Below are 25,144 nucleotides of genomic sequence, written 5' to 3' on the forward strand. Positions count from 1 at the left end.
ATGTGAATGTACTGACGAGGGCCCGGGGGCGGGCTCACGACGCGCGGTGCAGCGCCCCGCGAAGCGGGCTCACAACGCAGAAACGCCGGGTGGGCTACTCGCTCACCCGGCGTGCTCTCTGCAACTGCGCCGGCGCCGCGGGGCGCCAGCCTGCTTCCGGTTCAGCCGGCCGTGGTCGCCGGGGTGGCCGGCTCCGCCGCCGCGACCGGCTCGGCCGCCTGCGCGGACGCGTCCTCGATCGCGGGCGCGTCGATGAACTCGATGAGGCTCATCGGCGCGTTGTCACCGCGACGCGGTCCGAGCTTGATGATCCGCGTGTAACCACCCGGCCGCCCCTCGAAGCGCTTCGAGAGATCGATCATCACCTTCGCGATGATGTCGACCTTCTTGCCGTCGGTCGCGACGCCCCAGCGAGGGATGTAGCTGCCGACGAGCCGCTCCGCGTGGAGCCGGCGCGCCCTGTCGCCAGGGCTGAGCTCCGTGTGCGCTGTGTACGCGACCTTGCCGAGCCGAGTCGCCTTGGTGATGAGCCGCTCGGCCACCCGGCGCAGCTCCTTCGCCTTGGCGTCGGTCGTCTCGATCCGCTCGTGGGTGATCAGGTTCGCCGTCAGGTTGCGAAGCATCGCCCTGCGGCTGGAGGTATCCCGACCAAACTGCCTGCCCGCTTTCTTGTGACGCATGACGTTCCCTCAGTACCGACTCACGCCTGCGCCTGCTGCGCCTTCCAGCGCTCGAGGAGCTGCGGCCAGTTGTCGATCTTCATCCCGAGCGAGAGCCCCATGTTCGCGAGGATCTCTTTGATTTCCTTCAGCGACTTGCGACCGAAGTTCTTGGTCTTGAGCATGTCCTGCTCGGTCCGCTGCACGAGCTCGCCGATGAGCGTGATGTTCGCGTTCTGCAGGCAGTTCGCGGAGCGGACGCTCAGCTCGAGCTCCTCGACGGAACGGAACAGGTTCTCGTTGAGCGGCTCGTCGTCGCTCATCACCGCCTGGTAGCTCGTCTCCTCGCTCTCCTCGAAGTTGACCCAGATGGAGAGCTGCTCCTTCAGGATCTTCGCGGCGAAGGCGACCGCGTCCGCCGGCGAGACGGAGCCGTTGGTCCAGACCTCGAGCGTCAGCTTGTCGTAATCGGTCACCTGCCCGACGCGGGCGTTCTGCACGGTGTAGTTCACCTTGCGGATCGGCGAGAAAAGCGCGTCGATCGGGATCGTCCCGATGGGCATGGTCGGCGTCTTGTTGCGCTCGGCGGGCACGTAGCCGCGGCCCACGTTGACCGTGAGCTCCATCGAGAGCGGGCCCTTCTTGTCGAGCACGGCGATGAGGTGGTCGGGGTTGAGCACCGACAGCCCGTCGACCAGCTGGATATCGCGCGCGTACACGGGGCCGGGGCCCTCGCGGTCGATCCGGACCGAGTACGTCTTCGGGGTGGCCGCCTTGAAGACGACCTCCTTCACGTTGAGGATGATGTCGCTGACGTCCTCGACCACGTCGGGCACCGTCGTGAACTCGTGCAGCGCCCCCTCGATGCGGATGGCCGTCGCGGCCGCCCCCTGGAGGGAGGAGAGCAGCACGCGGCGCAGCGAGTTCCCGATCGTGATCCCGAAGCCGCGCTCCAGGGGCTCACACGTGAACTTGGCGTAGAACTGCGTCCCGCTCTCCGCGTCGATCGAGATGCCCTTGGGCCGGATCAGATCCCGCCAGTTACGGGCGATCATCGTGAGGTTCGGGTTGTTCATCGTCATGGTGATCTCCTTCCTTCATGGGTCTGCGCGGAGGTCTCACGCCGCGGCCGCACTCGACCAGTCCGGCGCCGCCTCCTGCCCGCATTCGTGGCTCCATGCGCCCGCGCGTCCGCGCAGGCCAACGACGCCGAGGGGAGCCCGCAGCGCGCGAGCGCACCCCGAGAGGTGCGCTCGCGACCCTGCCTCCTCGGCGCCGCCCTCGCGCGATCAGCGCGAGTAGTACTCGACGACGAGCTGCTCGCGGATCTCCGGCTCGTTGAGGTCCTCGCGGATCGGGACGCCCTTGACCGACCCGGTGAACGCCGCGCGATCCACGTCGATCCAGCTCGCGACCGGGCGCTTGTCCGCGCCGCCGACGGACGCGAGGACGCTCTTGAACTTCCGCGCCCCCTCGGTGAGCTCGATCCGGTCACCGGCCCGAACCACGTAGCTCGGGATGTCCAGCCGCTTGCCGTTCACGTGGACGTGACCGTGCCGAACGAGCTGGCGCGCCTCGGCGCGGGACGAGCCGAAGCCCATCCGGTGCACCACGTTGTCGAGGCGGCGCTCCAGGAGCGCGAGCATCTCCTCGCCCGTCCGGCCCTTGCGCCGGTTGGCCTCCTGGAAGTACCCGCTGAACTGCCGCTCGAGCACGCCGTAGATGCGACGCACCTTTTGCTTCTCGCGCAGGCGCACCGCGTACTCGCTCAGCTTGATGCGCCCCTGGCCGTGCTGGCCGGGCGGATACGGGCGCCGCGTGTACGCGCACTTCTCGGAGTAGCACCGCTCGCCCTTGAGGTAGAGCTTCATCCCCTCGCGGCGGCAGAGCTTGCAGACCGGACCAATGTAGCGAGCCATCGTGAATTACCTCAAACCCTGCGCCGCTTCGGCGGCCGGCAACCGTTGTGGGGGATCGGCGTGACGTCCCTGATCAGCGTCACCTTGAAGCCAGCGGTCTGGAGCGCACGGAGCGCGCTCTCGCGCCCGGCCCCCGGCCCCTTCACGAACACGGCGACCGATCGCATCCCGTGCTCCTGCGCACGCCGCGCGGCCTCTTCCGCGGCCAGCTGCGCGGCGAACGGCGTCGACTTGCGTGACCCCTTGAAGCCGCGAGCGCCAGCGGACGACCACGCGATCGCGTTGCCGTTGATGTCCGTGATCGTCACGACCGTGTTGTTGAAGGTCGACTGAATGTGCGCGATCCCCGCGGACACATTCTTCTTGACCTTCTTCTTCTGCTTCGTCTTGGTTGTGGTGGCAGCCGTCTTCGCTTGCGCCATGGCGTCCTAATCCCCGCTCGTCACTTCGTCGCGGCAGGACGCCGCTGCAACATGCCCTTGCGCGGCCCCTTTCGGGTGCGCGCGTTCGTGTGCGTCCTCTGCCCGTTCGCCGGGAGGCCGCGCCGATGGCGGAGCCCCCGGTAGCAGCCGAGGTCCATGAGCCGCTTGATGTTGAGCTGCACCTCGCGCCGCAGGTCGCCCTCGACCTTGTACTCGGCGTCCAAGAGGTCGCGGATCGCCTTTACCTCAGCGTCGCTGAGCTCCTCGACCCGCCTGTCCTGCGGGATGTTGGTCCTCTCGCAGATTTGCAACGCGAGAGTCCGCCCGATGCCGAACAGGTACGGCAGGGCGTAGGCGACATGCTTCCGACGCGGGAGATCGACACCAGCGATACGAGCCATGGTTACTCCAAACCAAAACGAGGGCGGGCTTCCGCCGAAAGAGCTAGTTCCCCTGGCGCTGCTTGTGGCGGGGGTTCTCGCAGATGATCCGAACGACACCACGCCGCCGCACCACCTTGCACTTGTCGCAGATCTTCTTGACGCTCGGGCGCACCTTCACGGGGAGCCTCCAGATTCCTCTAAAAATACGTTACTTGTGCCGGTACGTGATCCGGCCTCGGCTCGGGTCGTACGGCGAGACCTCGACGGTCACGCGATCGCCCGGCAGGATCTTGATGTAGTACTGCCGCATCCGGCCGCTGATGGTGGCGAGGACGCCCAGGCCGTTGTCCGCCTTCACGCGAAACATGGCGTTCGGCAGGGCCTCCTGAACCACGCCGTCGAACTCGAGCTTGTCGCCCTTCGGTTCTTTCGGCGGTCTGGTCTGTTTTGTTCGCCTCATTCTCCACCCGAGCCCGGCCGGCCGAGGGCCGACATCACCCTCTGCGTGACTTCTTCCGGCGTCCCGACCCCGTCGACGCGACGCAGCAGCTTCTTCTGCTCGTAGAACGGCAGAAGAGCAGCTGTCATCGCCTCGTAGGCGTCAAGACGCTTGCCAACAGCCTCGGGCCGGTCGTCGGCTCGATGCTCCAGCTCCGCACCGGGGGGCGGCGGATTATAAACGAGATGATATATCTGTCCACTGCGTTTGTCGGTGCGGCGATGGATCAACCGTTCCTCGAGCAGCGGACGCGGAACGTCCAGCTGGATCACCGCATCGATACCGAGGCTGCCCTGGGCGAGGTGCGCGTCGAGCGCGTTCGCCTGGGGCACCGTCCTGGGAAATCCGTCCAGGAGGAAGCCATTCGAGCAGTCGGGCTCGGCGGTCCGCCGATCGATGAGGCCGATAACGGCCTCATCCGGCAGGAGCCCGCCCGAGTCCATGATGTCCAGGTAACGCTTCTCCAGCGTGCCCGCCCGCTTCGCCTCGCGCAGCATGTCGCCCGTCGAGATCTGCGGGATGCTGAAGCGTGCGCACAGCAGCTTCGCCTGCGTACCCTTTCCAGCTCCAGGTGGTCCCACCAGAACCAAGATCATGATGACCTCCGTCACGCCTCCGGGAGCCTGCGGCCCCGGATGCGGCTGGCACCGGGGCCGGTCAGCCCCTCGTAGCTCCGCGTGATCAGGTGTGCCTCCAGCTGGTTCACGGTGTCGAGCGCGACGCCGACGACGATCATGAGCGACGTCCCTCCGAAGCCGAACGGGACACGCAGCAGGTTGCCGACGATCGACGGGACCACGCACACCGCGGCGACATAGAGGGCGCCGCCGACGGTGATCCGCTGGATGACCCGGTGGATGTAGTCCGCCGTCTGCTTGCCTGGCCGGATCCCGGGAATGTTTGCCTGCTGCTTCTTCAGGTTCTCGGCGACGTCCACCGGCTGGAACGTGACGTTCGTGTAGAAGAAGCAGAAGAAGATGATGAGCAGCGCGTAGCCGGTGTTGAAGACCCAGTCGCCCCGGTTGATGATCGCCTGGAGATAGTCAGCCCCGGGCACGTTCATGTTCGCGAGCGTCTGCGGGAACATCAGCAGCGACGAGGCGAAGATGGGCGGAATGGTCCCCGCCGTGTTCACCTTGAGCGGCAGGTGCGCCGTCTGCCCGCCGTAGACCCGGCGGCCGACCTGGCGGCGCGAGTACACGATCGGGATCTGACGCCTGCCGTTCTCGAAGAACGCGATCACACCGATGACCGCCACGGTGAACGCGGCGATCGCGGCCATCGACAGCGGCTGGAGATCGCCGGCGTTCTGCGCGAAGTAGTTGCCGATCTCCTCCGGGATGCGCGTGATGATGCTCGCGAAGATCAGCAGCGAGACGCCGTTCGAGACGCCGCGCTCGGTGATCTGCTCGCCGATCCACATGAGGAACGCGGTCCCGGTCGTCAGCGTGATGACCGTCATCAGCTGGAAGCCGATCCCGGGGTGGTTCACGATCCCGGCCCCGGTCTCGCTGCTCGACAGGCCCTCGAGCATCTTCGCGATCGAGAAGGCCTGGAACAGCGAGAGCGCGACCGTGCCGTACCGCGTGTACTGGTCGAGCCGGCGGCGCCCCTGCTCGCCCTCTTTCCGCAGCTCGTCGATGGGCTTGTAGACCATGCCCATGAGCTGCATGATGATCGATGCCGAGATGTACGGCATGATCCCGAGCGCGAAGATCGACAGGTTCTCCAGCGCTCCGCCGGAGAACATGTTGAAGAAGCCCAGGAGCCCGCCCGACTGCTTCGCGACGTACTGCCGCATCGCGTTCCGGTCGACGCCGGGGGTCGTCACGAAGACGCCAACCCGGTAGACCGCGAGCATCACCAGCGTGAAGATCACGCGCCGCCGGAGCTCGGGGATCTTGTGGAAGTTGGTGATTCCCGCGAGGCTGGCCATAGGCGTTCCTGGACTCCGGCTTGGGGGGTGCGCCTGCGCGCTGGCTAGGAGGACGAGGCGTCCGCCGAGTTGTCCTGGGAAGCGGGCTGCGCAAGCACGATGGCCTTGCCCCCCGCCTTCTCGATCTTCTCGATCGCTCCCTTGGAGAAGCGATGCGCGGTCACCGTGAGCTTCTTCGTGAGCTCACCACCGCCGAGGATCTTCAGGACGTCGAACCGGCCCTGCACGAGGCGGTTCGCATGGAGCGCGATCACGTCGACCTGGGCGCCGTCCTCGAACGACTCGAGGGCGCCGACGTTGACGTTGGCCACGATGTCCGCGAGCGGGTTGCGGAAGCCGCGCTTCGGGAGGCGACGCTGGATCGGCGTCTGGCCGCCCTGGAAGTGCTTCTTGTTGATGTTGCCGCCCGCGCGCGCCTTCTGCCCTTTTTGTCCGCGGCCAGCCGTCTTGCCGAAGCCGGATCCCACGCCGCGGCCGACGCGGAGCTTCTTGGTTACGGCGCCTTCAGGGGCTTGAAGCTTAGAGAGGATGTCCATGTTTCACACTTCCGTACGCGGCAACTCCGCTGGAATGACGATCTCGCTTCTCAGGACTTCGGGGAGGTTGCCTCGTCGGCGACCTCCTCCACCTCGACGAGATGGAGGACCTTCTTGACCATGCCACGGAACGAGGGCGTGTTCGCGACGACCACCTCGGACCCCGGCCCGCGCAGGCCGAGGCCCTTGATGACCTTGCGGGTGTGCTCGACCTGGCCGATGTTGCTGGCCTTCTGACGTACGCGGAGCTTCACTGCGAGCCTCCTTCACCGCCACCGCCCTGGGGCGCGCCGCCCTGCGCCGGGGGCGCCACGCTCGCGCGCCGGCGACCGGCGGTGTTGGTGCCGCCGCGGCGCTGGTAGTCGAGCGAGTCGAGCTGCATCGACCGCTTCCCGGCGACGCTCTCCGGGCTCTTGAGCCCACGGAGCGCCGCGACGGTCGCGTGCACGACGTTGTGCGGGTTGCTCGTGCCGAGCGACTTCGACAGCACGTCGTGGATCCCCGCCGATTCGACGACGGCGCGCACCGCGCCGCCGGCGATGACGCCCGTCCCAGGGCTGGCCGGCTTCAGCAGGACCTTGCCCGCGCCGACGTGCCCGAACGAGTCGTGCGGGATGGTCACGCCGTCCAGCGGGATGCGGAACAGGTTCTTGCGAGCCTGGTCGTTCCCCTTACGGATGGCCTCCGGCACCTCGTTGGCCTTGCCCAGGCCGACGCCCACGTGCCCCGCTTCGTCGCCCACCACGACCAGCGCCGAGAAGCTGAAACGCCGGCCGCCCTTGACGACCTTGGCGACGCGGTTGATGTGGATGACTCGCTCCTTCAGCTTCTCTTCGTCGACATGATCGAACGCCATAACCGTCCTCTATCACGTGCTCCGCCGCGGCAGTTGACCGCGCCCGCCGCCCTCACCTGCAGGGCAGCGGCTGTGGGAGTCAAAAATCGAGACCTGCCTCGCGCGCCGCCTGGGCGAGGGCGCTGACGCGCCCGTGATACAGATAGCCGTTGCGGTCGAAGACCACCTTGTCGATCTGCTTTTCCTTGCAGATCCTCGCGATCAGCGCCCCGACCTTCTTCGCCGCCTCGACCTTGTTGTCCTCGTCGAGCGAGCCCTTGAGGTCCTTCGACAGCGTCGAGGCGTGGGCGAGCGTCTTGCCGCTCACGTCGTCGATGACCTGCGCGTAGATGTGCTTCGAGCTGCGGAAGACGCTGAGGCGCGGGCGCTCCGGCGTCCCCTCGACCTTCTTGCGGATGCGGAGCTTCCGGCGCTCCCGACCGACGATTTTCATGCCCATGACCGTCTCGTCCCTCGGTGCAGCGGCCTACCGGCCGCCGCTCGCCCTTACTTCTTGCCGCCCTTGCCGGCCTTGCCAGCCTTCTCACGCACGCGCTCGCCGCGATAGCGGACGCCCTTGCCGCCGTACGGCTCCGGCGGCCTGAAGCCACGGATCGTCGCGGCCGTCTGCCCGATGAGCTCCTTGTCCGCGCCCGTCAGGACGAGGAGGGTGCCCTTCGAGTCCGCCGGGATCGTCGCGGTGAGGCCGGTCGGGACCGGGAACGTCACCGGGTGGGAAAAGCCGAGGGCGAAGTTCAACGTCGTGCCCTTGAGCTCGACGCGATAGCCCGTGCCCTTGAGCTCGAGCGTCCGCTCGTAGCCCTCGGCGACGCCCTTGACCATCGCGGCCACGAGCGCCCGCGTGAGCCCCTGGAGGCGCGACCCGTCGCGCCCGGGCGCCACCGAGGTCACGTGGAGCCTGCTGCCCTCGAGCTTGATGTCCACCTTGTCGGTGATCGCGCGCGAGAGCTGGCCCTTCGGGCCCTTGATGTCGATCTTGCGCCCGTTGACGGTCGCCGTGACCCCCTTGGGAAGATCGATCGGCCGCTTGCCGACGCGCGACGTCTTGGTCGCGAGCCGGCTGTCACCGTTCGCGCTGCCCTTCGCGGGCTGGGCTGCGTTCGCCTGAGCTTCCATCACCACACCTCGCAGATCAGCTCGCCGCCCACCTTCAGACGGCGCGCATCCCTGTCGCTCATGAGCCCGCGGGACGTGCTCAGGATCGAGATCCCGAGCCCGCTGAACACGCGCGGGATCCTGTCGTGACGCACGTACACGCGGCGCCCCGGGCGGGAGACGCGGCGCACGCCGTCGATCGCGCTCTGTCGATCGCGCCCGTACTTGAGCACGATCGTGAGCTTCTTGGGACCTTCGCCCTCGGTCTCGCGCACGTCGGCGATGAAGCCCTCAGATTTGAGGATCTCCGCAACCGCAACCTTGATGCGGCTGGCAGGAATCTCGGTCCGGTCGTGCCGCGCGAGCGCCGCGTTGCGAATGCGGGTCAGCATGTCGGCGATGGGATCGGTCATCATAGAATCACCAGCTGGCCTTGATCACACCAGGGAGCTCACCACGGAGCGCGAACAACCGAAGGCAGACACGGCAGAGCTCGAAGTCGCGGTAGTAAGCGCGCGAGCGCCCGCACACCTTGCAACGGTTCTTGTGCCGCACAGAAAACTTCGGCGGACGGTTCAGCTTCGCAAACTCTTTTGCACGGGCCATCGAAAATCCCTCAATGCCGGAACGGGATGCCAAGCTCGGTGAGGAGCGCGCGTCCTTCTTCGTCCGTCTTCGCCGTGGTCACGAACGAGATGTTGAGCCCCTTCACGACGTCGATCTTGTCGTAGTCGATCTCGGGGAAGATGATCTGCTCGCGCAGGCCCATCGTGAAGTTGCCCTTGCCGTCGAACCCCTTCGGGCTGACGCCCTTGAAGTCACGGACGCGCGGCAGAGAGAACGCGATCAGACGATCGACGAACTCCCACATCCGCTCGGCACGCAGGGTCACCATCACGCCGATGGGCAGGTTCTCGCGCAGCTTGAACGTCGCGATCGACTTCCGGGCGCGGGTCACCACCGGCTTCTGGCCGGAGATCGCCCGCATGTCCTCGACCGCGGAGTCGATGATCTTCGGGTTCTGCACCGCGGCGCCGAGCCCCATGTTGATCACCACCTTCTGCAGGCGGGGGACCATCATCGGGTTCTTGTAGCCGAACCGCTTCGAGAGCGCGGCCGTCACGTTCTTCTGGTAGTGCGTGCGCAGCCGCGGGGTGTAGTTCGGGTCGCGCGGGCGCACCTCGGCCGGCCCGGTGGCCTCGGCCTCGGCGCCCTTGGCCTTCGCGCCCCTGGCTTCCTTGCTCTTGGCGGGCGCCTGCGGCTTGGCCTGCTGCGACTTGGGCTTGTCCTTGCCCTTGCCGCCGTCCTTGGCCGCCTTGTCCTTGTCCTTCTTGTCCGCCATGGCTAGCCCACACCGATCGCGCTGCCGCTCTTGCCGACGCGCGTCTTCTTGCCGTCCTCACCGACGCGGACCTTCACGCGCGTCGGCTTGCCCGTCGCCGGATCGACCGGCATGACATTCGAGGCGTGAATCGGCGCCTCCTTGGTGATCTTCCCGCCTTCCTGATTGCGCGGCGTGGGCCGCTGGTGGCGGGTCACCGTGTTCAGGCCCTCGACGACCACGCGATCCGTGTCGGCGAGGATCTTGGTGATGCGGCCCTGCTTCCCCTGCTCCTTGCCGCTGATGACCTGCACCAGGTCACCGACCTTGAGGCGCTTCATCAGAGGACCTCCGGGGCGAGCGAGATGATCTTCATGAACTTCTTCGCGCGGAGCTCGCGAGCGACCGGCCCGAAGATACGGGTGCCGATCGGCTCCTTCTCCTTGTTGATCAAGACCGCGCTGTTGCCGTCGAACTTGATGTAGCTGCCGTCCGAGCGCTGGTACTCGCGGGCGGTGCGGACGACGACGGCGCGCGCCGTGTCACCCTTCTTCACCTTCGTCCCCGGCAGCGCCTCCTTGATCGACACGACGATGACGTCGCCGAGGGCTGCGTACTTGCGGCGCGAGCCGCCGAGCACCTTGATGCACTTCACGACACGGGCGCCGGAGTTGTCCGCGACCTCGAGATGCGTCGACACCTGGATCATGGCGCTACTCCTCCACCGGCCGGGCAACGAGCTTGGTCACGAGCCACCGCTTGTCGCGGGAGATCGGCCTGTGCTCCGTGATCTCGACGCGGTCGCCCACCTTGTACTGGTTCGTCTCGTCGTGCGCCTTGTAGCGCTCCCGCTGACGAACGTACTTCTTGTAGACAGGGTCGAGCGCGTTCCGGATGACCTCGACGGTGACCGTCTTGTTCATCTTGTCGCTGGTCACCTTGCCCACCAGCTTGCGCCGGAAGCCGTGCGCCTTCGCCTCGGTCTCGGCCTGCGCAGGCGCGGCGGCTGCCAGCTCGGGCGCCGCAGCGACCGGCTGCTGGTTCTCTGCCTTCTTCTTCGCCATGGCTACGCCTTCTCCTCGGCACGCGCGCGCTGCGTGAGGATCGTCTTCACACGCGCGAGATCCCGCTTCGCCTTGCGGATCGTCGCCGTGTCGTTCAGCCGGTTCGTGAAATTCTTGAAGCGCGCCTCGAACAGCCCCGCCGCGAGCGACTTCTCGAGCTCGCGCAGGTGATCGGTGGTGCGTTCCCGGAGATCCTTCGCCTTCATCGCCTACCTCACGTCAGCCCGCGGACGAGGAACTTGCACTGCATCGGGAGCTTGTGCGCCGCGAGGCGGAACGCCTCCTTCGCAATCTCCTCTGTCACGCCGCTGATCTCGTACATCACGCGACCGGGCTTCACGACGGCGCACCACTCCTCGGGCGCGCCCTTTCCTCCACCCATGCGGACCTCGAGCGGCTTCTTCGTCACCGGCCGGTCCGGGAAGATGCGGATCCAGAGCTTGCCCGCGCGCTTCACGTGCCGCTGGATCGCCATACGAGCCGCCTCGATCTGCCGCGAGGTCACGCGGGCAGGCTCGACGCACTGGAGCGCGAAGTCGCCGAAGGAGACGTCGCTGCCCGTCGTGGCGAGGCCGCGGTTGTTCCCCTTCTGCATCTTGCGGAACTTGGTTCGCTTCGGAGACAGCATTCTGCAATCCCTCTACTGGATCCGGCGCGCCTTACGCTGCAGGACCTCGCCCTTGAACATCCAGACCTTGACGCCGATGATGCCGACCTTCGTCTTCGCCTCGGCCAGGCCGAACTCGATGTCGGCGCGGAGCGTGTGCAGGGGCACCCGGCCCTCGCGGTAGGTCTCGACGCGGCTCATCTCGCTGCCGCCGAGCCTGCCGGCGCAGCGCACGCGGATGCCCTTCGCGCCGAACTTCATCGCGGTGGACACGGCCTTCTTCATCGCCCGGCGGAACGCGATCCGGCGCTCGAGCTGCGTCGCGATGTTCTCGGCGACGAGCTGCGCGTTGGTCTCGGCCTTCCGGACCTCCTGCACGTCGATGAAGACCTCGTTGTCCGTGAACGAGGACACGCCGGGGAAGAGGGTCTCGCCCTTGGACGCCGTGCCGACGTTGCCGCTCTTCAGCGTCTCGATGCCCTTGCCGCCCTTGCCGATCACCATGCCGGGGCGGGCGGTGAAGACGATCACCTTCGCGCGGTTCGCGGCGCGCTCGATCTCCACGCCGGCGATGTTCGCGTTGTAGAGGTACTGCTTGATCGCGCGCTTGATGCGGATGTCCTGGTGGAGCCACTTCTGATACGCGGCGCCGTCCTCGTACCACTTGCTGCTCCACGTCTTGATGACACCGACGCGGAAGCCATACGGATGGGTCTTCTGTCCCATATCGGCAGGTCCTCTACTTACTTTCTCTCGTCGACTTCGATGACGATGTGCGACACGCCCTTGGTGATCCGGGTCGCACGGCCCATCGCGCGCGGCCGCCAGCGGCGGTTGAACTTGTTCGGCCCCTTGTCAACGGTCGCCTTGCTGATGAAGAGCGCGTCGATGTCGGCGCCCGCCTGCTGGGCGTTCGCGACCGCGCTCTCGATGATCTTCCGAAGGACAGGGGCGCCGCTCTTCTGCGTGAACGAGAGCAGCTGGATCGCCTCGTCCGCGTCGCGACCCCGGACGAGATCGGCGATCATGCGTGCCTTGCGCGGGGCGATCCGCGAAAACATCGCACTGGCTTTGCTTACCATTCGAGACACCTCGCGACACCGGCGGGCGGAGAGACTCCGTACCGGGTTTCGGTTCACTGCGAACCGGTTGCACCGTCGTACGCTTCCGGTCCCAGCCCGACGTCCACGACGCGAACCCCCTTCGCGTCACCGGGGGGGTTCCCGCGGCGGCCGAAGGGGCGGAGCTGAGATCGAAGCGCCGTTACGGCTCTTCTACTGGGAGACCGGGAGGACACCCGATCGCCCGGGAAAACGGAGCGCGGTGATTACCAGCGGCGCGCGCCGTGCGCAAGCGCGATCCTTCCGCTTCCTTTCAGATTGTTCCTCGAGCCGACGCGACCTGAGCAGCTTTTCAGATTTTCCTGAACGCGCGTCAGGAGGGCGCGCGGCCCCGGCTCCGGCTCCGGCAGGTGCGCGGTCCATCAACGTTTCCGGCCACACTTCCGAAACTTCCACTTGACAATCACGAAACACTTCCGAAACAAGCGTTCCGGCGACCTGAGCAGCGCGCCAGGGTGGCCTGAGCGCACGCTGAGCGGCCGCGCCCGCCCGGCGCTCTTCCTCCTCCTGCTCCTCCGGCTCGCCCAGGGCGAAGAACAGGATTGCGAGGGGAATAGGAGAGCCCCAGGCTCAGTCGAACGTACCAAGCCCAGGAGCTTTTCCCTGACACTGTAGGAGGCAACGTGACCATGCTTGCTCGTCAGCGCCATTCTTTCCTCGCGTTTACCTTGATCTTGCCGACCTTCTTCGCCGGCTGCGTCGTCACGTCGGAGGACACCGACAACGACGTGGATCAGGCGACCGGCCCCGGCGTCACCTCCAGCTCGTCCGCCGGCGGAGGTGAAGGCGGCGACGACGGCGACGGCGGCTGGGGCGGCGACGGCGGCTGGGGCGGCGAAGGCGGCCAGGGCGGCGAAGGCGGCGAGGGCGGTGGGGCCTGTGTCGAGGACTCGGACGGCAACCTCACGGTCGCCGCGTGCGATGAGCTGAACATCTCGCCGGCGCAGGGCGCGACGAGCCAGTGCGGCGCGGACCGCGACGAGGCGCCGATCGGCTACGGGCTCTGCAAGCACGGCTTCGAGATCTTCGCCCCCGGCCACGCCGCGGACCTCGTCGACTGCCTGAGCGACATCGGCGTGGAGCGCGCGTGCGACACCGAGCCCGTTCAGGCGTGCATCAACCGCATCTACACCAACGCGTGCCCCGACCAGGCCGAGGGGATCTGCGACACCATCTCCGATGCTTGCGGGGACAGCCCGTTCGACGCGAGGAAGTGCGAGGCGGATCTGAACCCCTTCAACGCGAACGCGGATCAGGACCTCGTGGATTGCATGAACGGGCTCCCCGATGTCACCTGCCAGGAGGCGTACGACGAGTGCTACCTGGAGGTGATGTCCTTCTAGCGGTCCGAGCGCCGTCGGGGATGCGAGGGCCGAAGCGCGGCCCGCGCCCGCTCTGCTCTCGCGGTTCTTTTCCCCCGGCACTCAACGCACATCCCATGACCTCTGGGCCTCTCGCCAGCTCGCGCCCACCTTAGCGCCGCGGCGTGCGCAGCCTCTCATGTACACGCATTCGGGGGATCCCCGAGCGCGGTATTCGGTTGCAAAAAAGATGGCGGGAAGGGATCCTCGGCTCCTCCGTGGCCAAGGACTTCTCCCGCCAGCGCGTGGCAACCTCCCCTTCCCGTTCGTCGGGGGCGCGTCCATTCCGCGGCGGTGCCCTGCTCGGTCTGCTGGTCGCATCGGCCGGCTGCGCGCCGGGGTCGACGACAGCAGAGCAGATCACACCGCGGCTGATGATGCGCGCCTCGCTCGACGCGAGCGCCGCCGTCGCCGCGGAGCGGCCCATAAAGGCGAAGGAGAGCGCGATGGCCACCGTCAAGGACGGCGCCACGCTCGCGTCCACGATGGAGCCGGACGGCGGCGCCGGCCAGATGTTCTCCTCCACCGGCAGCGGGCGCTGCCCCGCGGAGATGGCCCTCATCGAAGACCGCGTGTGCGTCGACCGGTGGGAGAGCTCCCTCGTGGAGCTGACGCCTACCGGCGAGCGACCCTGGTCGCCGTTCGACCCGGTCGATGGAATCGAGCGCCGCGTGCGCGCCGTGTCCTGGCCGAGCGTGATCCCGCAGGGGTACATCAGCGGGCGACAGGCCAAGATGGCGTGCGCGGCGTCGGGCAAGCGCCTGTGCACGACGGACGAGTGGGTGACCGCCTGCCGCGGGCCGGACGACACGCTCTTCCCCTACGGCGCGCTCCGCCAGCAGGGCGTGTGCAACGACGACGAGCGCCCGGTTCACCCCGTCGCCGAGATCGCGGCGCTGCTCGAGATCAAGTCCGAGGAGCTCTGGACGACGGCGATGAACAACCCGCTCATCAACCAGCTGTCCCACGCGCTGCTGCCGACGGGCGAGCGCGCGGGGTGCGCCAACGCCTACGGCGTGTTCGACATGGTCGGCAACCTTCACGAGTGGGTCGACGACCCGAGCGGCACCTTCCGTGGCGGCTATTTCATGGACACGTCGCGCAACGGCGAGGGCTGCAAGTACGCCACGACCGCTCACTCGTTCGGCTACCACGACTACTCGACGGGCTTCCGGTGCTGCATGGATCCGGAGCAGGTTGACTAGTGCTGGCCGCGCGAGGTGCGGCCGGCGCTGAGCGGCCGCGGAGCGGGCACGGAGTCGGTGACGAGGCCTCGAGGATACGAGGCGAGCGCCGCCTGTTCGCCGCCGGGGATCGGCGGACGGCGCTCCAGCTCGACGGCCCGCGCGCGGCGCGAGCGAGCGCGCGAGTCGAGGGGAGCGCCGCGACGCAGCGCCGGAATGCACGGAAACACCAGCGAAGAGATCGTCGATGTTCGACCCCGGAGTGAGCGCGGCGTCGCGGCGCCGCGCCGCCGCAGCCGCCCTCGTCGCCCTCCTGGCGATCGGGTGTGGGAAGAAGAAAAAGGCAGAGCCCATCACCGTCCAGCCGCCCCCGGGCGCTGCCTCGTCGGATGAGCTCACCACGGCCATCGGCCAGGCGCGCGGCATCGACTCGGCGCTCGCGCCGTCGTCGACGCGGTGGCGACGGGTGTTCGTGCTCGATGACAAGCGGGCCGTGGTGACAGGAGAGGTCGAGAACGAGGCGATCGCGCTCGTCACCGACAACGCGGGCAGGACCTGGCGCTCGCTGCGGCGGCTACGGGAGGGGTGGTCCACCTGGTCCGTCGGCGAGGACGGCTCCACGGTGCTCACCGTCGGTCCGCGCGGCCCGGATCTCTCGAAGCAGGCGCGCGGCGCTGCCGGAGCGCCGCCCGCCGTGGATCCGCCGAGCCTCTTGTTCGCGCCGTTCGACGCGCCCGACCTCTCGGCGCCCTCGCCCGTCACGCTGCCCGAGCTGAGCCGCGGCGCGCGACCGCCGGTGAACGCGGTGCCTGCGGTTCTCTCGGCCGAGAGCGCCGCGCTGCTCGTCGAGACGAAGCCCCGGCGCGCAACGCTCGTCCATGCGGGCCCGCCCGGCGCCCCGACGGCGCCGCCGGTCCAGCTCCCCGCGCAAGAACAGGCGCTGCCCGTGCCTTATGGTCGACCGCCGGCGCTCCTGTCGGTGCGCGGGCGTAACCTCCTCGTGCGACCCGTGCCCGCGCCGGGGAAGCCGCTCGACGCGCCTCGCAGCGTCGATGGACTCGTGATGAGCCCGGCGGCAGCGGCCGCGCTCTCCGCGCCCCCCGCGTGCGATTTCGCGGGATGGTCGATCCAGCTCGTGCCTCAGCCGCCCGACAAGACCGCCGTCGTCGCCATCTCCGCGACGCAAGCAACCGTGCTGAAGCTGCCCGCGAAGGCCGCCCCCGGCGCCGCGGTCGGCTGTGCAGCCAATCGGATCATGGTCGAGGTCATCACGCCCGCAACCGGAGAGCTCACGCTCGCGACGTGCACCCTCGAAGGAACCTGCATCATCGCCGAGAAGCCACCGTTTCGCCCCTGGCTGGAGCCGCATGAACGCTCTGTCGCCCTGGCGCCCACACGCGAGGGAGTCGCAGCGGTGATGACCTCTCGCGCCGCCGCGCGATGGGGGCTCTACATCGCGCAATCGCCGGAAGCAGGTAAGATCTACGACGTCCCGAGGGTAATCGGCGAAGGCACGGGCGAGCGCGGCCGTATCGAGCTCGGAGCCCTCATCTCCTTTGGAAGTCGACTCTTGATGCTCCTCCAGGCAGACGTCACCGGGACATCCCGCCGCGGCTGGTACGTCACCGCCTCTGAGGATAGCGGGCTCACCTGGAGCCCGCTCTGATCTCCGTCTCGAACGGGACAGCCATTCTGAACGCGACGCGTCAGCATAGCCTCATCCCCTCTGACGCTGATGTGCGCGGTGGTGTCCAGCCCTACTTCGCCGGAGCAGCAGCCTGGGCGACGCGCTTACGCCCCTTGGCGCTCGGCTTCTTCACAGGCGCAGGCCCAGCCGCGGTCTTGCGCGCGTTCGCGCTCGCCTGCTCGGCCGTCTTCGCGTCGCCGGCATAGCGAGCAAATCGCCGATCGCCCCCCTGGAAGATCCGCTTCTCCAGCTTGAGCTCCTTCAGCGCGGCGGCGGCGCGCGTCTGCGGGATGCCCGCCTGCTTCGCCACCTCGCTCGCGCTGACGCCAGAGCCCGCTTTGACGACGCGCTCGACAGCATCGAGCGTCTCCTGACGCTCCGCTGACGCGGCGGGCGAGCTGCGCGGGCGGCCGGGCCGGCGCTTCGGCGCGGCGCCGCGCTTGGCCGCGACGGAAGAGGTCTTGGACTGTACCGCTCCAGCGCGGGCGCGCGAACGGCTGCGACGCGGCGCCGGCGGAGGAACCAACGGCGCTTCGCCGGTCACGGCGCCCAGCTGATTCTTGACGAGCGCGAGGATCGCCTCGTCCGGCATTTTCCGCACGAGGTTTACAATCTGCTGTGAAAAGGCATCCGTTGCCATGTGCTCTCCCTCGTCGCCGAATCCAGCTCGGCGGTTGGATACGACTATGCCGTTGCCACTTGCCTGGTCAAGCGAATTGAGGATAGCGGACCGTCTTTTCTCTCAATAGGGGCTGCGGGCGGGCTCAATCGGAGAGCTCATTGGACGGCCACGAACGGCTGGGCTGCTTTGCTCGACAGGCGCCGAGCGATGAAACCCCGCGAGCGTCGATTGATAGCCGAGACCCCTCCCCCGCGCAGGACGGCCCGGTCCGCGTCCAATCCCTCTCACCTCGGGCTCACGATGCACCGCGGCATTGCTTGTCTCAGGTGCTCGGCAGGTCGGGTAACCACTGTATGAGACCGGGCGGCCCGCTCCCCTCGATCGTACCCGTCACGGGCGGCAATGAGGGCTCGCGTACAAGTACGAGGCGCGTCGACCGTCGGCCAGGCGCCTCCCAACCAACCATTGAAGCAGCTCGCGCACCGCGCGAGCGCCTGGCGACCCCACACGGGCGGCCCGCGCGTGGCTACATTGCACGCCCCGGGCGCACGCCTGACCTGTGTGTGAAGCAGCCTGATGAGATGCCCGCCCGGCGGGAAGGGCGCTGCGGCATCTTCGCTATGGGCTGGAGAGGCAGGACCGCCGCCAACTCGAGAGCGCCTCGCGCGCCGTGGTCCACGCGGCCAGGGTCTCTCGACGGGAGCATCCTGCCTGTCCGCCCGCGGCGCGACGCTCGCGTCTTTGCCGCGCGCCCGGCCGCGCGCCCGCCCAGAGGGCAGCGCCGCCGGAGCAAGTCGCCTGCGCGCTCGTCGCGAGCCGCTGCTCGAGCGCTCCGCGCGACATGCGCTCATCACCCGGGACTCGCTCGCCGCCGTCCTCGGCCGCTTCCCCACGATCCGAGGGGCCCGCCGAGCTCTTCGGAATGACGACTCCGCGCCGGCGCCGCTCCCCGCCGACGCGCGCTCTCCTCACAGAGCAGCGCAGGTCTCGAGATCTCTCGTGGACGCCGCCAGCGCGCGGCGCGCAGCGACGCGTTCGGGTCGCCGTGTCCGGCGGAGCGGCCGCATGAGCGCGGCGCGTCCGGCGAGCCCTCTCGTTACATAGCAGAGCGCCGAGGAGAGCTCATCGTGATCTTCAGGTTCCCCGCCCGGCGCGCGCGAGAGCACTCAGCCCTCTGCCCGGCGCTCTCGAGCGCGCCGCACGCTCGCCGGAGCGCATGTCCTCTACGACATTGGCGCCTGCTCCAATGCTGAGGACGATGGCGGGGCGTCAGCCCGCTCCGCCTCGACTTCTTCATACGCCTTCCTGTCCATATCCAGGACGACCCAGCATCCACGGTGCTCCGTCGGCCGGCAGAGATTGTCCAGCCGTCGGCAATCGGTTGACATGAGCCGCCATCGCGGAGAAGGATGCGCGCATGTCGCTGGTCCGCGTGCTCGAGCCGGAGGTCATGGATACGGGCGAGGACGCGCAGGCCTACGACAACATGGACCACGCCGCCGTCAACACGGCGTTCTGCGACGCTCTCCTCTCCCACGATCCCGATCTCGGATACGCCCTCGACGTCGGCACAGGGACCTGCCTGTTGCCGATCCAGCTTTGCAGGCGCGTGCCCACGGCGCGGATCAAGGCGATCGATCTCTCGGCGTCTATGCTGGCCCTCGGGCGCAGGCACGTCGAGCAGGCCGGGCTCGCCGCCGCCATCGCGCTCGCGCTCGTCGACGCCAAGGCGCTGCCCGAGTCGGACGAGACGTTTTCAGCCGTCCTCTCGAACAGCATCGTCCACCACATCCCGGAGCCGATGGGCGTGCTGCGTGAGATGGTCCGCGTCCTCCAACCCGGCGGCCTCCTGTTCGTGCGCGACCTGGTCCGTCCCGAGGCGGAGGCGTCGCTCGCGGCCCTGGTCGACACGTATGCAGCGAACGACACGCCGTACCAGCGAGCCCTCTTCGACGCGTCCCTGCGCGCCGCGCTCTCGCTCGAGGAGGTGCGAGAGATGCTGCGCTCGCTCCAGATTCCCCCGGAATGCGCGCAGTTGACCAGCGACCGGCACTGGACCCTGGCGTTCCGCAAGCCGGCGTGACCCGCGTGGACGGCGCCGGCCCGTCAAATCGACGCGACGGCCAGCCCGGCACGTAATAAAAGCGTCCGCGTGACCCCCACCGGAACACGCGCCCGTAGTCACCCCGCGCGCGGCGTCGCCCCCGCGCTCTTCCTGTCCCTCGCCCTCGCCTGCCTCGCGGCATGCGAGGACAGCCCCCCGCGCCCTGGCGAACCGGAGCGGCCCGCACCCCCGCCGCCGCAACCGAGCGCGGCGGCCGCAGGCTCCGCGGCCAGCTCCGTCGCCGCGGAGCCCGCGGCGGGCGCGGGCGAGCCGGCAGACGCGGGAGCGCCCCAGGCCACGCCTGCATGGCAGGGGACGTGGGAAGGGCGCTACGACGCCAAGAAGGGGAGCGTGGTGCTGCCCCCCAAGGTCAAGGACGCCGCGCGCCAGAAGGACGACGGGAAGCAGGCCACGGGCGCAGGCACGGTGACGCTGACCGTCGAGGCGAGCGGCGAGCTGAAGGGCACCGCGAAGGGCGCGCTCGGCGACGCGACCCTCGTCGGGAAGGTCGAGGACGGCATCGTCCGCGCCTCGGTCTTCCCGGAAGATCCGCGCGCGCCGAACGCGATGACCGGCATCCTGGTCGGCAAGCTGAAGGAAAACGTCATCCAGGGCGAAATCCGGGTGACCGGGCCCGACGCCCTGCTGGTGCGCGAGTCCCCCGTGGAGCTGAAGAAGAAATGACCCACACCGCTGGACGAGACGCCGGCGCCGGCGTTCTCGTCAGCGGCGCCTCGCGTCAGCTCGTCTCACCAGCGCCGCCTGGCTCGCCCGCTGGCGCCCGGCCCTGCAGCGCGGCCGCGGCCTCGATGGCCGGCGCGCTGCTGCCGCGCGCGCCGCCGCGCGCCGCCTCGCTCCGCCGCTCCTCGCGCTGGCGCGCCACCTCGGCGTCCCGCTGCTCGTACGCCACGATGATCCGCTGCACGAGCGGGTGACGCACCACGTCGACCTCGGTGAACGAGCAGATCGCGATCCCCTCGATCCCCGCGAGCAGCTCGCGCGCCTCCGCCAGGCCGCTGCGCGCGCCGTGCGGGAGATCGACCTGCGTCACGTCGCCCGTGACCACCGCGCGCGAGGCGTAGCCGAGGCGGGTGAGGAACATGCGCATCTGATCGCTCGTCGCGTTCTGCGCCTCGTCGAGGATGACGAAGCAATCGTTGAGCGTGCGGCCGCGCATGAAGGCCAGCGGCGCGACCTCGATCTGACCTCGCGTCACGAGGCCTTGCGCCTTGTCCGCGTCCATCATGTCATGGAGAGCGTCATAAAGCGGACGCAGGTAAGGATTCACCTTCTCGGCGAGATCCCCGGGCAGGAAGCCGAGCCGCTCTCCCGCCTCGACGGCCGGACGGGTGAGGATGATCCGCTTCACGCGCCGCTCGAGCAGCGCGTGGACCGCCATGGCCATCGCGAGGTAGGTCTTGCCCGTCCCCGCCGGCCCGATGCCGAACGTCATGTCGTGCGATCGGATCGCCTGGATGTACCGCTTCTGCGCGAGCCCCTTCGCCGAGATGGGCCGGCGGCGCGCCGAGATGAGGACCACATCCTCGAACAGCTCGCGCAGCGTCATCCCCGGGTCGTCCCGGAGCGCCTGCACCCCGCGCACGTAGTCCTGCGGATCGAGGACGACGCCGCTCCTCAGCATCTGCGCCGCCTCCGCCAGGCACCGCTCCGCGAGCGCGACCTTGTCCGCGTCCCCGGCGAGCCGGATCGTGTTGCCTCGAACGCCTGACTCGATGCCAAGAGTGCGCGCGATGAGCTTGAGGTTCTCGTTCCCTGGCCCCGCGAGGGCCACCAAGGTGCTGTTGTCGAGCACCTCGACATCCGCCGTGATCCGCACGCTTGTCGTCATCCAGTGATCCTTCCCGGGCCTTTCGCCGGTGCTGCGCCGCCAACATTTGCCCCACTCACCAGAACGGGGTCTTGACGCCACCCACTCCGCACGCGATTGTCCGGCCCGCTCGCCTTCCGACCTACACAGATCTGTAACGTCCAGGTCATAAGCCCGTCGTCGAGAGCGTGCTGGACTCCGGCGCGCGGGCGAGCCGCACAAGGGAGAACTGCATGAGGTTAGCTACATCGGCGCTGCTGGGCATGACTGTTACGCTGTCGAGCCTTTCGGCGCTAGCACAGCCCGGGCCTCAGGGCCCAGCGCAACCGGCGCCCGCGCCGCGACCGGCCGCGGCGCCCACTCCGCCCCCGGCTGCGGCGCCCCGACCGGCTGCGGCGCCCACCCCGCCCCCGGCCGCAGCGCCGCGACCGGCGGTCGCGCCCACCCCGCCCCCCGCACCGCCTCCGGCCGCGGCGCCCACCCCGCCTCCGGCCCCGCCGCCGGCCGTCGCGCCGCCCCCGGCCCCGCCCGCAGGCGCTGCAGGCGCGGTGCCGCCGGCGCCTCCCCCCGCAGCGCCTGCCGCGCCCGAGCAGGTGCTGGCGCCCGTGGCTCCGCTGCCGCCCCCGCCTCCTCCTGGAGCGGCAGCGGCCGCGGCGCCGCCGCCCCCGCCGGCGCAGGTGTTCGCGCCGACGGCCGAGACCGCCGTCGCGACGGAGCAGCAGCCGCTCGCGGGATGGCACGGCAGCTTCTTCCTCCGGGACGCCAACGACACCTTCCGGCTCTACCCGAGGGGGCGGATGGGCCTCGACTTCTACAGCACCTTCGGCAGCGGGGTGTCGGACGTGTCGGCGGCGGACAACGGGGGGGCGCTGAAGCCGCGCTTCTTCGTCCGCCGCGCGCGGTTCGAGCTGGCCGGCGAGTTCCTGAAGAAGTGGTCGTTCGACATGGACCTCGAGTTCGGCGGCCAGGGGCTCTCGAACACGAACGGCAGGACGCAGAACTCCGCGGCGCCGGTGGGCCAGGCGCCGACCGCCGAGAGCGCGCGCTTCTCCCCGGTCGAGGCCGCGGCGCCGAGCGTCGCGCTCGTCGACGCCTGGATCAACTACTCGGTCATGCCGGCGCTGAACTTCATGTTCGGGCAGTACTCGCCGGCGTTCTCGCTGGAGAACCAGACGAGCGACATCAGCACCACGTTCATGGAGCGGAACATCGCGATCCGGAGCTTCGCGTTCCCCGAGGGCAAGGACATCGGCCTGACGATCTGGGGCGACATCGGCGACAGGCAGCTCGGCTACGGCGTCGGCGTGATCACCGGCGACGGGCAGAACCGGCCGGGCGTCGATGCCCCGCCCGATTTCGTCGCCCGGGTGTTCGGCCGGCCGTTCGGCGGCGACAAGAAGGCGCTGCTCGCCAAGGCGCAGATCGGCATCAGCGCGCGCCACGGCGAGCGCGACCAGGATTTCGTGGGCTACGACTACGCGCCCATCAGGACGGGGCAGGGCTACACGCTGTGGGGCGGCGGCTACCGCGACTCGCTGCGCCGGAACATCCACGTCATCCCGTCGGGCGCGCAGAACGCGATCGGCGGCGAGCTCCGGCTGCCTATCAAGATGGTCGAGCTCCGGGCGGAAGCGTACTACATCGCGAACAACACCCGCGAGGCCGTGGAGGGCTATCAGCTCACCAACACCGAGCGGCTCGGTCGGGTGAAGGGGCTCGGCTGGTACGTGCAGCTCTCGGCGTGGCCGGTGGGCGACGCCTACGTCTCGGGGGACCCCGGGTTCAGCCCGCGCCCCACGAAGGTCGACCTCTCGAAGCCGGTCGACAAGCCGAAGTCGGGGCTCGAGGTCGCGGCGCTCCTCTCCGGGATCAGCGCGACGTACGACGGCGCGTCCCGCTCACCCGCGTATTATGACGAGAGCACGCCGGGCGCCCCGGCTACGGCGGAAGCCGCTGCACCGGCCACCGATCTCGACGTCGTGCAGATCGGCCTGGCCGCCAACTACTGGCATTCGAGGAACGTGCGGCTCAGCGTCAATTACAACGCCTACCTGACGCCGGGCAGCGGCACGAACGAGAGTCTCCTCCGGGTCCCCGGCAATACCCTGGGCGAGGCGTCCCGCTCGGACGCGCACGCGCTGCACGAGCTCGGCGCGCGCCTCGCCCTCTCGTTCTGATCCCCCCGCGCCGCCCTCCCCGTCGGGGCGGGCGCCTCGATCCTTTGCCCTCCAACGAAATCCGCCGCGGGGCTCGCCGCGGCGCGGCGCCCCCCGCCGGCCGGCGGCGCGCCTCATTTTTGGCCCATCGCAGCCCGGCGGGGTACCCGTCGGGCCATGCGCGACATGCGTCAGTGGATCGCCGTCGGTGCAGCGGTGGGGCTCGTGGCCGTGACCCTTCCCATGCTGCGCGAGCACGACGTCCAGCTCGGGGGGCTGCTCGCCAAGAAGTCGACCACCGGCGGGCCGACGATCACGCGGACCGTGACGCCGCCGCCGCTCACCGACCTCGATCTGACGCGCATCGACGACCGGAGGAGCCCGCCGACGGCGCCGGCGCACGGCGACCGCGTCGCGGAGCTGACCATCAACCCGATGTACCAGCGCGCGGCGCTCGGCTTCCTGCGGGCGGGCCAGGTCCCGGAGGGCGCGGTCGTGATGACCGATATCCGTACCGGGAAGGTGCTGGTCTGGGCGAGCTACGTGAACGAGGGGGCGCTGCACGACGTCGCCGCCGAGGCCACCGCGCCGTCGGCGAGCGTCTTCAAGGTCGTGACCGGCACCGCGCTCGTCGAGGCCGGCCTGAGCCCGAACACCAAGCAGTGTTACTCGGGCGGCGAGCACTCGATCAAGGCGGCCGACATGGTCGACAACAAGCGGCGCGACAAGTACTGCGCGACGCTCGCGCAGGCGATGGGGCGGAGCATCAACACGGTGTTCGCGCGGCTCGCCGCCAAGAACCTCGATCACGAGAAGCTCGGCGCCGTGGCCGCGAAGCTCGGCTGGGGGCAGGACACGCCGTTCGACGTGAAGGTCGCGACGAGCACGATCTCGCTGCCGGAAGACGATCTCGGCTTCGCGCGGACCGCGGCGGGCTTCTGGAATACGACGCTCTCGCCCTTCCAGGGGGCGAACCTGGCGACCACCGTCGCCAACGGCGGCGAGATGATCCGGCTTCACATCGTGTCGAGCGTGAAGGACGAGATCGGCGAGATCTACCAGGGCGCCAGCGAGCGGCAGGTGCTCAAGCGGGTGATGGACGAGAGCACGGCCAACGCCGTGACCGCGATGATGGAGGCGACGGTGGATAACGGCACGAGCTACCGCTCGTTCCACGATCGCAACGGCCGCGCCTACCTCCCCGATATCCGCGTCGCGGGCAAGACCGGGACGCTCACGAAGCCGACGCCCGAGGGGCCCTTCTACACCTGGTTCGTCGGCTTCGCCCCGAGCCGCAAGCCGGAGGTCGCCATCTCCGTGATGGTCGCCAACAGCGCGAAATGGCGAGTGAAAGCGACCAACGTCGCGTGCGACATGCTGCGCACCTACTTCGCGGACAAGGGCGCGCCCGGCGTGAGCGATCCGAACGACCGGACCGGCTCTACTGCCAAGCGCCGTTGACGTCGACGCGTCACGAGCCGCGGCAGCCGCGGCGCGACCACCCCGACCCCGGCGCGCATTGCGCTACGCGGTGCGGCGCCTGACATCGAGCGCCCGCCATGCCCCCGCCGCGCCGGGCTGATCGGCCGCGAAGAGGGCTGGGCAGCGGGCGGACGCTCGCCTAGCCTGTGCGCCCTCGCTGCAAGGCTGAGAGCGGTCGTCGTTGTTTCCGCCCAGCCCGCGATCCCGCGCACGACGACGCGGCGGGTCGTTGTGCCCGCTCGACGGCCGGCGGGATTTGCAGAACCATTGTACGCGCCGTCGACACGATTGATTTACATAAC

General features: G+C 68.9%; 33 protein-coding genes. 7 read left to right on the forward strand and 26 right to left on the reverse strand.

Annotated features, from left to right (window positions below; genetic code table 11):
• Positions 1-161: 161 nt before the first annotated feature.
• The 24 genes from rplQ to rplV form a co-directional block, all read right to left on the reverse strand.
• The gene (rplQ, locus tag WME85_RS46755; protein ID WP_437305540.1) at positions 162-680 is read right to left on the reverse strand and encodes a bL17 family ribosomal protein; all 519 of its coding nucleotides are present in this window, start codon (positions 678-680) and stop codon (positions 162-164) included.
• Positions 681-700: 20 nt separating this feature from the next.
• Entirely contained in the window at positions 701-1,741 is a 1,041-nt protein-coding gene (locus WME85_RS46760; protein ID WP_020740962.1) for a DNA-directed RNA polymerase subunit alpha, read from the reverse strand.
• Between the two features lie 207 nt (positions 1,742-1,948).
• Entirely contained in the window at positions 1,949-2,578 is a 630-nt protein-coding gene (gene rpsD / locus WME85_RS46765; protein ID WP_437305541.1) for a 30S ribosomal protein S4, read from the reverse strand.
• An 11-nt stretch (positions 2,579-2,589) separates the two neighbouring features.
• Positions 2,590-3,000, reverse strand: coding sequence for a 30S ribosomal protein S11 (gene rpsK, locus WME85_RS46770; protein WP_061614895.1), 411 nt, complete (start codon positions 2,998-3,000; stop codon positions 2,590-2,592).
• 20 nt (positions 3,001-3,020) lie between these two features.
• Positions 3,021-3,401, reverse strand: a complete 381-nt coding sequence (rpsM, locus tag WME85_RS46775) for a 30S ribosomal protein S13 (protein WP_437305542.1) — start codon at positions 3,399-3,401, stop codon at positions 3,021-3,023.
• 43 nt (positions 3,402-3,444) lie between these two features.
• The gene (gene rpmJ / locus WME85_RS46780; RefSeq protein WP_012240549.1) at positions 3,445-3,561 is read right to left on the reverse strand and encodes a 50S ribosomal protein L36; all 117 of its coding nucleotides are present in this window, start codon (positions 3,559-3,561) and stop codon (positions 3,445-3,447) included.
• Between the two features lie 30 nt (positions 3,562-3,591).
• Positions 3,592-3,843, reverse strand: a complete 252-nt coding sequence (gene infA / locus WME85_RS46785; RefSeq protein ID WP_104985813.1) for a translation initiation factor IF-1 — start codon at positions 3,841-3,843, stop codon at positions 3,592-3,594.
• The gene (locus tag WME85_RS46790) at positions 3,840-4,493 is read right to left on the reverse strand and encodes an adenylate kinase (protein WP_437831136.1); all 654 of its coding nucleotides are present in this window, start codon (positions 4,491-4,493) and stop codon (positions 3,840-3,842) included. The genes infA and WME85_RS46790 overlap by 4 nt, the downstream gene beginning before the upstream one ends.
• Complete coding sequence (secY, locus tag WME85_RS46795; RefSeq protein WP_437305544.1) at positions 4,490-5,818, reverse strand: preprotein translocase subunit SecY; 1,329 nt, start codon at positions 5,816-5,818, stop codon at positions 4,490-4,492. Before secY ends, WME85_RS46790 begins: the two co-directional genes overlap by 4 nt.
• A 44-nt stretch (positions 5,819-5,862) precedes the next feature.
• A complete protein-coding gene (rplO, locus tag WME85_RS46800) occupies positions 5,863-6,354 on the reverse strand; it encodes a 50S ribosomal protein L15 (RefSeq protein WP_437831139.1) in 492 nt (163 codons plus the stop codon).
• A 50-nt stretch (positions 6,355-6,404) separates the two neighbouring features.
• Positions 6,405-6,608, reverse strand: a complete 204-nt coding sequence (gene rpmD / locus WME85_RS46805) for a 50S ribosomal protein L30 (RefSeq protein ID WP_437621456.1) — start codon at positions 6,606-6,608, stop codon at positions 6,405-6,407.
• Positions 6,605-7,210 carry a 30S ribosomal protein S5 gene (rpsE, locus tag WME85_RS46810; protein ID WP_437754685.1) on the reverse strand — a complete coding sequence of 202 codons (606 nt, stop codon included), beginning with the start codon at positions 7,208-7,210 and terminating at the stop codon, positions 6,605-6,607. The genes rpmD and rpsE overlap by 4 nt, the downstream gene beginning before the upstream one ends.
• 79 nt (positions 7,211-7,289) lie before the next feature.
• Positions 7,290-7,649 (reverse strand): 50S ribosomal protein L18, encoded by a 360-nt coding sequence (gene rplR / locus WME85_RS46815; protein ID WP_437305547.1) that lies wholly within the window; start codon positions 7,647-7,649, stop codon positions 7,290-7,292.
• 47 nt (positions 7,650-7,696) lie between these two features.
• Positions 7,697-8,326: a 50S ribosomal protein L6 gene (gene rplF, locus WME85_RS46820; protein ID WP_437831141.1), complete on the reverse strand. Its 630-nt coding sequence runs from the start codon at positions 8,324-8,326 to the stop codon at positions 7,697-7,699.
• Entirely contained in the window at positions 8,326-8,721 is a 396-nt protein-coding gene (gene rpsH / locus WME85_RS46825; protein WP_436620002.1) for a 30S ribosomal protein S8, read from the reverse strand. The genes rplF and rpsH overlap by 1 nt, the downstream gene beginning before the upstream one ends.
• Positions 8,722-8,725: 4 nt before the next feature.
• Complete coding sequence (locus WME85_RS46830) at positions 8,726-8,911, reverse strand: type Z 30S ribosomal protein S14 (protein ID WP_061614902.1); 186 nt, start codon at positions 8,909-8,911, stop codon at positions 8,726-8,728.
• Between the two features lie 10 nt (positions 8,912-8,921).
• Positions 8,922-9,647, reverse strand: a complete 726-nt coding sequence (gene rplE, locus WME85_RS46835) for a 50S ribosomal protein L5 (protein WP_437305549.1) — start codon at positions 9,645-9,647, stop codon at positions 8,922-8,924.
• Positions 9,648-9,649: 2 nt separating this feature from the next.
• Complete coding sequence (rplX, locus tag WME85_RS46840) at positions 9,650-9,967, reverse strand: 50S ribosomal protein L24 (RefSeq protein WP_061609601.1); 318 nt, start codon at positions 9,965-9,967, stop codon at positions 9,650-9,652.
• Positions 9,967-10,335 (reverse strand): 50S ribosomal protein L14, encoded by a 369-nt coding sequence (gene rplN / locus WME85_RS46845; RefSeq protein ID WP_061614904.1) that lies wholly within the window; start codon positions 10,333-10,335, stop codon positions 9,967-9,969. Before rplN ends, rplX begins: the two co-directional genes overlap by 1 nt.
• Before the next feature lie 4 nt (positions 10,336-10,339).
• Entirely contained in the window at positions 10,340-10,639 is a 300-nt protein-coding gene (rpsQ, locus tag WME85_RS46850) for a 30S ribosomal protein S17 (RefSeq protein ID WP_272102908.1), read from the reverse strand.
• A 53-nt stretch (positions 10,640-10,692) separates the two neighbouring features.
• The gene (gene rpmC, locus WME85_RS46855) at positions 10,693-10,896 is read right to left on the reverse strand and encodes a 50S ribosomal protein L29 (RefSeq protein ID WP_061609599.1); all 204 of its coding nucleotides are present in this window, start codon (positions 10,894-10,896) and stop codon (positions 10,693-10,695) included.
• 8 nt (positions 10,897-10,904) lie between these two features.
• The gene (gene rplP / locus WME85_RS46860) at positions 10,905-11,318 is read right to left on the reverse strand and encodes a 50S ribosomal protein L16 (RefSeq protein ID WP_437831143.1); all 414 of its coding nucleotides are present in this window, start codon (positions 11,316-11,318) and stop codon (positions 10,905-10,907) included.
• A 12-nt stretch (positions 11,319-11,330) separates the two neighbouring features.
• Positions 11,331-12,023 (reverse strand): 30S ribosomal protein S3, encoded by a 693-nt coding sequence (gene rpsC, locus WME85_RS46865; protein ID WP_020740980.1) that lies wholly within the window; start codon positions 12,021-12,023, stop codon positions 11,331-11,333.
• 17 nt (positions 12,024-12,040) lie between these two features.
• Entirely contained in the window at positions 12,041-12,379 is a 339-nt protein-coding gene (gene rplV / locus WME85_RS46870) for a 50S ribosomal protein L22 (protein ID WP_012240567.1), read from the reverse strand.
• A gap of 668 nt (positions 12,380-13,047) precedes the next feature.
• Here rplV and WME85_RS46875 point away from each other — a divergent pair.
• The 3 genes from WME85_RS46875 (at position 13,048) to WME85_RS46885 (ending at position 16,629) form a co-directional block, all read left to right on the forward strand.
• Positions 13,048-13,761 carry a hypothetical protein gene (locus tag WME85_RS46875; protein ID WP_437831144.1) on the forward strand — a complete coding sequence of 238 codons (714 nt, stop codon included), beginning with the start codon at positions 13,048-13,050 and terminating at the stop codon, positions 13,759-13,761.
• Between the two features lie 464 nt (positions 13,762-14,225).
• Positions 14,226-14,984 carry an SUMF1/EgtB/PvdO family nonheme iron enzyme gene (locus WME85_RS46880; protein ID WP_437831146.1) on the forward strand — a complete coding sequence of 253 codons (759 nt, stop codon included), beginning with the start codon at positions 14,226-14,228 and terminating at the stop codon, positions 14,982-14,984.
• 226 nt (positions 14,985-15,210) lie between these two features.
• The gene (locus WME85_RS46885) at positions 15,211-16,629 is read left to right on the forward strand and encodes a hypothetical protein (protein WP_437831148.1); all 1,419 of its coding nucleotides are present in this window, start codon (positions 15,211-15,213) and stop codon (positions 16,627-16,629) included.
• Positions 16,630-16,720: 91 nt separating this feature from the next.
• Here the strand turns inward: WME85_RS46885 and WME85_RS46890 are convergent, their stop codons facing one another.
• On the reverse strand, positions 16,721-17,290 hold the full coding sequence (locus tag WME85_RS46890; RefSeq protein ID WP_437831149.1) for a hypothetical protein: 570 nt from the start codon (positions 17,288-17,290) through the stop codon (positions 16,721-16,723).
• 1,399 nt (positions 17,291-18,689) lie between these two features.
• Between WME85_RS46890 and WME85_RS46895 the strand changes: the two genes are divergently transcribed.
• On the forward strand, positions 18,690-19,355 hold the full coding sequence (locus WME85_RS46895) for a class I SAM-dependent methyltransferase (RefSeq protein ID WP_437831152.1): 666 nt from the start codon (positions 18,690-18,692) through the stop codon (positions 19,353-19,355).
• A gap of 69 nt (positions 19,356-19,424) precedes the next feature.
• Positions 19,425-20,060, forward strand: coding sequence for a hypothetical protein (locus WME85_RS46900; protein WP_437831154.1), 636 nt, complete (start codon positions 19,425-19,427; stop codon positions 20,058-20,060).
• Between the two features lie 55 nt (positions 20,061-20,115).
• Here WME85_RS46900 and WME85_RS46905 read toward each other — a convergent pair whose 3' ends face one another.
• Positions 20,116-21,225, reverse strand: coding sequence for a PhoH family protein (locus WME85_RS46905; RefSeq protein WP_437831156.1), 1,110 nt, complete (start codon positions 21,223-21,225; stop codon positions 20,116-20,118).
• Positions 21,226-21,809: 584 nt separating this feature from the next.
• Between WME85_RS46905 and WME85_RS46910 the strand changes: the two genes are divergently transcribed.
• Positions 21,810-23,381 carry a porin gene (locus WME85_RS46910; protein ID WP_437831159.1) on the forward strand — a complete coding sequence of 524 codons (1,572 nt, stop codon included), beginning with the start codon at positions 21,810-21,812 and terminating at the stop codon, positions 23,379-23,381.
• 156 nt (positions 23,382-23,537) lie between these two features.
• On the forward strand, positions 23,538-24,821 hold the full coding sequence (locus WME85_RS46915; protein ID WP_437831161.1) for a penicillin-binding transpeptidase domain-containing protein: 1,284 nt from the start codon (positions 23,538-23,540) through the stop codon (positions 24,819-24,821).
• Positions 24,822-25,144: the final 323 nt, after the last annotated feature.

Origin of the sequence: Sorangium sp. So ce1153 (assembly GCF_051521595.1) — a bacterium.
GTDB lineage: Bacteria > Myxococcota_A > Polyangia > Polyangiales > Polyangiaceae > Sorangium.

Bases quoted from the DNA above. Each gene is read 5' to 3' on its own strand.
- WME85_RS46895 (WP_437831152.1), top strand. From the start codon at position 18,690: ATGTCGCTGGTCCGCGTGCTCGAGCCGGAGGTCATGGATACGGGCGAG.
- WME85_RS46880 (WP_437831146.1), top strand. From the start codon at position 14,226: ATGGCCACCGTCAAGGACGGCGCCACGCTCGCGTCCACGATGGAGCCG.
- infA (WP_104985813.1), bottom strand. From the start codon at position 3,843: ATGAGGCGAACAAAACAGACCAGACCGCCGAAAGAACCGAAGGGCGAC.
- WME85_RS46905 (WP_437831156.1), bottom strand. From the start codon at position 21,225: ATGACGACAAGCGTGCGGATCACGGCGGATGTCGAGGTGCTCGACAAC.
- secY (WP_437305544.1), bottom strand. From the start codon at position 5,818: ATGGCCAGCCTCGCGGGAATCACCAACTTCCACAAGATCCCCGAGCTC.
- WME85_RS46885 (WP_437831148.1), top strand. From the start codon at position 15,211: ATGTTCGACCCCGGAGTGAGCGCGGCGTCGCGGCGCCGCGCCGCCGCA.
- rplN (WP_061614904.1), bottom strand. From the start codon at position 10,335: ATGATCCAGGTGTCGACGCATCTCGAGGTCGCGGACAACTCCGGCGCC.
- rplX (WP_061609601.1), bottom strand. From the start codon at position 9,967: ATGAAGCGCCTCAAGGTCGGTGACCTGGTGCAGGTCATCAGCGGCAAG.
- rpsH (WP_436620002.1), bottom strand. From the start codon at position 8,721: ATGATGACCGATCCCATCGCCGACATGCTGACCCGCATTCGCAACGCG.
- rplF (WP_437831141.1), bottom strand. From the start codon at position 8,326: ATGGAAGCTCAGGCGAACGCAGCCCAGCCCGCGAAGGGCAGCGCGAAC.
- rpsK (WP_061614895.1), bottom strand. From the start codon at position 3,000: ATGGCGCAAGCGAAGACGGCTGCCACCACAACCAAGACGAAGCAGAAG.
- WME85_RS46890 (WP_437831149.1), bottom strand. From the start codon at position 17,290: ATGGCAACGGATGCCTTTTCACAGCAGATTGTAAACCTCGTGCGGAAA.
- rpsC (WP_020740980.1), bottom strand. From the start codon at position 12,023: ATGGGACAGAAGACCCATCCGTATGGCTTCCGCGTCGGTGTCATCAAG.
- rpsE (WP_437754685.1), bottom strand. From the start codon at position 7,210: ATGGCGTTCGATCATGTCGACGAAGAGAAGCTGAAGGAGCGAGTCATC.
- WME85_RS46830 (WP_061614902.1), bottom strand. From the start codon at position 8,911: ATGGCCCGTGCAAAAGAGTTTGCGAAGCTGAACCGTCCGCCGAAGTTT.
- WME85_RS46875 (WP_437831144.1), top strand. From the start codon at position 13,048: ATGCTTGCTCGTCAGCGCCATTCTTTCCTCGCGTTTACCTTGATCTTG.
- WME85_RS46915 (WP_437831161.1), top strand. From the start codon at position 23,538: ATGCGCGACATGCGTCAGTGGATCGCCGTCGGTGCAGCGGTGGGGCTC.
- rplQ (WP_437305540.1), bottom strand. From the start codon at position 680: ATGCGTCACAAGAAAGCGGGCAGGCAGTTTGGTCGGGATACCTCCAGC.
- rplV (WP_012240567.1), bottom strand. From the start codon at position 12,379: ATGGTAAGCAAAGCCAGTGCGATGTTTTCGCGGATCGCCCCGCGCAAG.
- rpmC (WP_061609599.1), bottom strand. From the start codon at position 10,896: ATGAAGGCGAAGGATCTCCGGGAACGCACCACCGATCACCTGCGCGAG.
- WME85_RS46760 (WP_020740962.1), bottom strand. From the start codon at position 1,741: ATGACGATGAACAACCCGAACCTCACGATGATCGCCCGTAACTGGCGG.
- rplR (WP_437305547.1), bottom strand. From the start codon at position 7,649: ATGGGCATGAAAATCGTCGGTCGGGAGCGCCGGAAGCTCCGCATCCGC.
- rplE (WP_437305549.1), bottom strand. From the start codon at position 9,647: ATGGCGGACAAGAAGGACAAGGACAAGGCGGCCAAGGACGGCGGCAAG.
- rpsM (WP_437305542.1), bottom strand. From the start codon at position 3,401: ATGGCTCGTATCGCTGGTGTCGATCTCCCGCGTCGGAAGCATGTCGCC.
- rplO (WP_437831139.1), bottom strand. From the start codon at position 6,354: ATGGACATCCTCTCTAAGCTTCAAGCCCCTGAAGGCGCCGTAACCAAG.
- rplP (WP_437831143.1), bottom strand. From the start codon at position 11,318: ATGCTGTCTCCGAAGCGAACCAAGTTCCGCAAGATGCAGAAGGGGAAC.
- rpsD (WP_437305541.1), bottom strand. From the start codon at position 2,578: ATGGCTCGCTACATTGGTCCGGTCTGCAAGCTCTGCCGCCGCGAGGGG.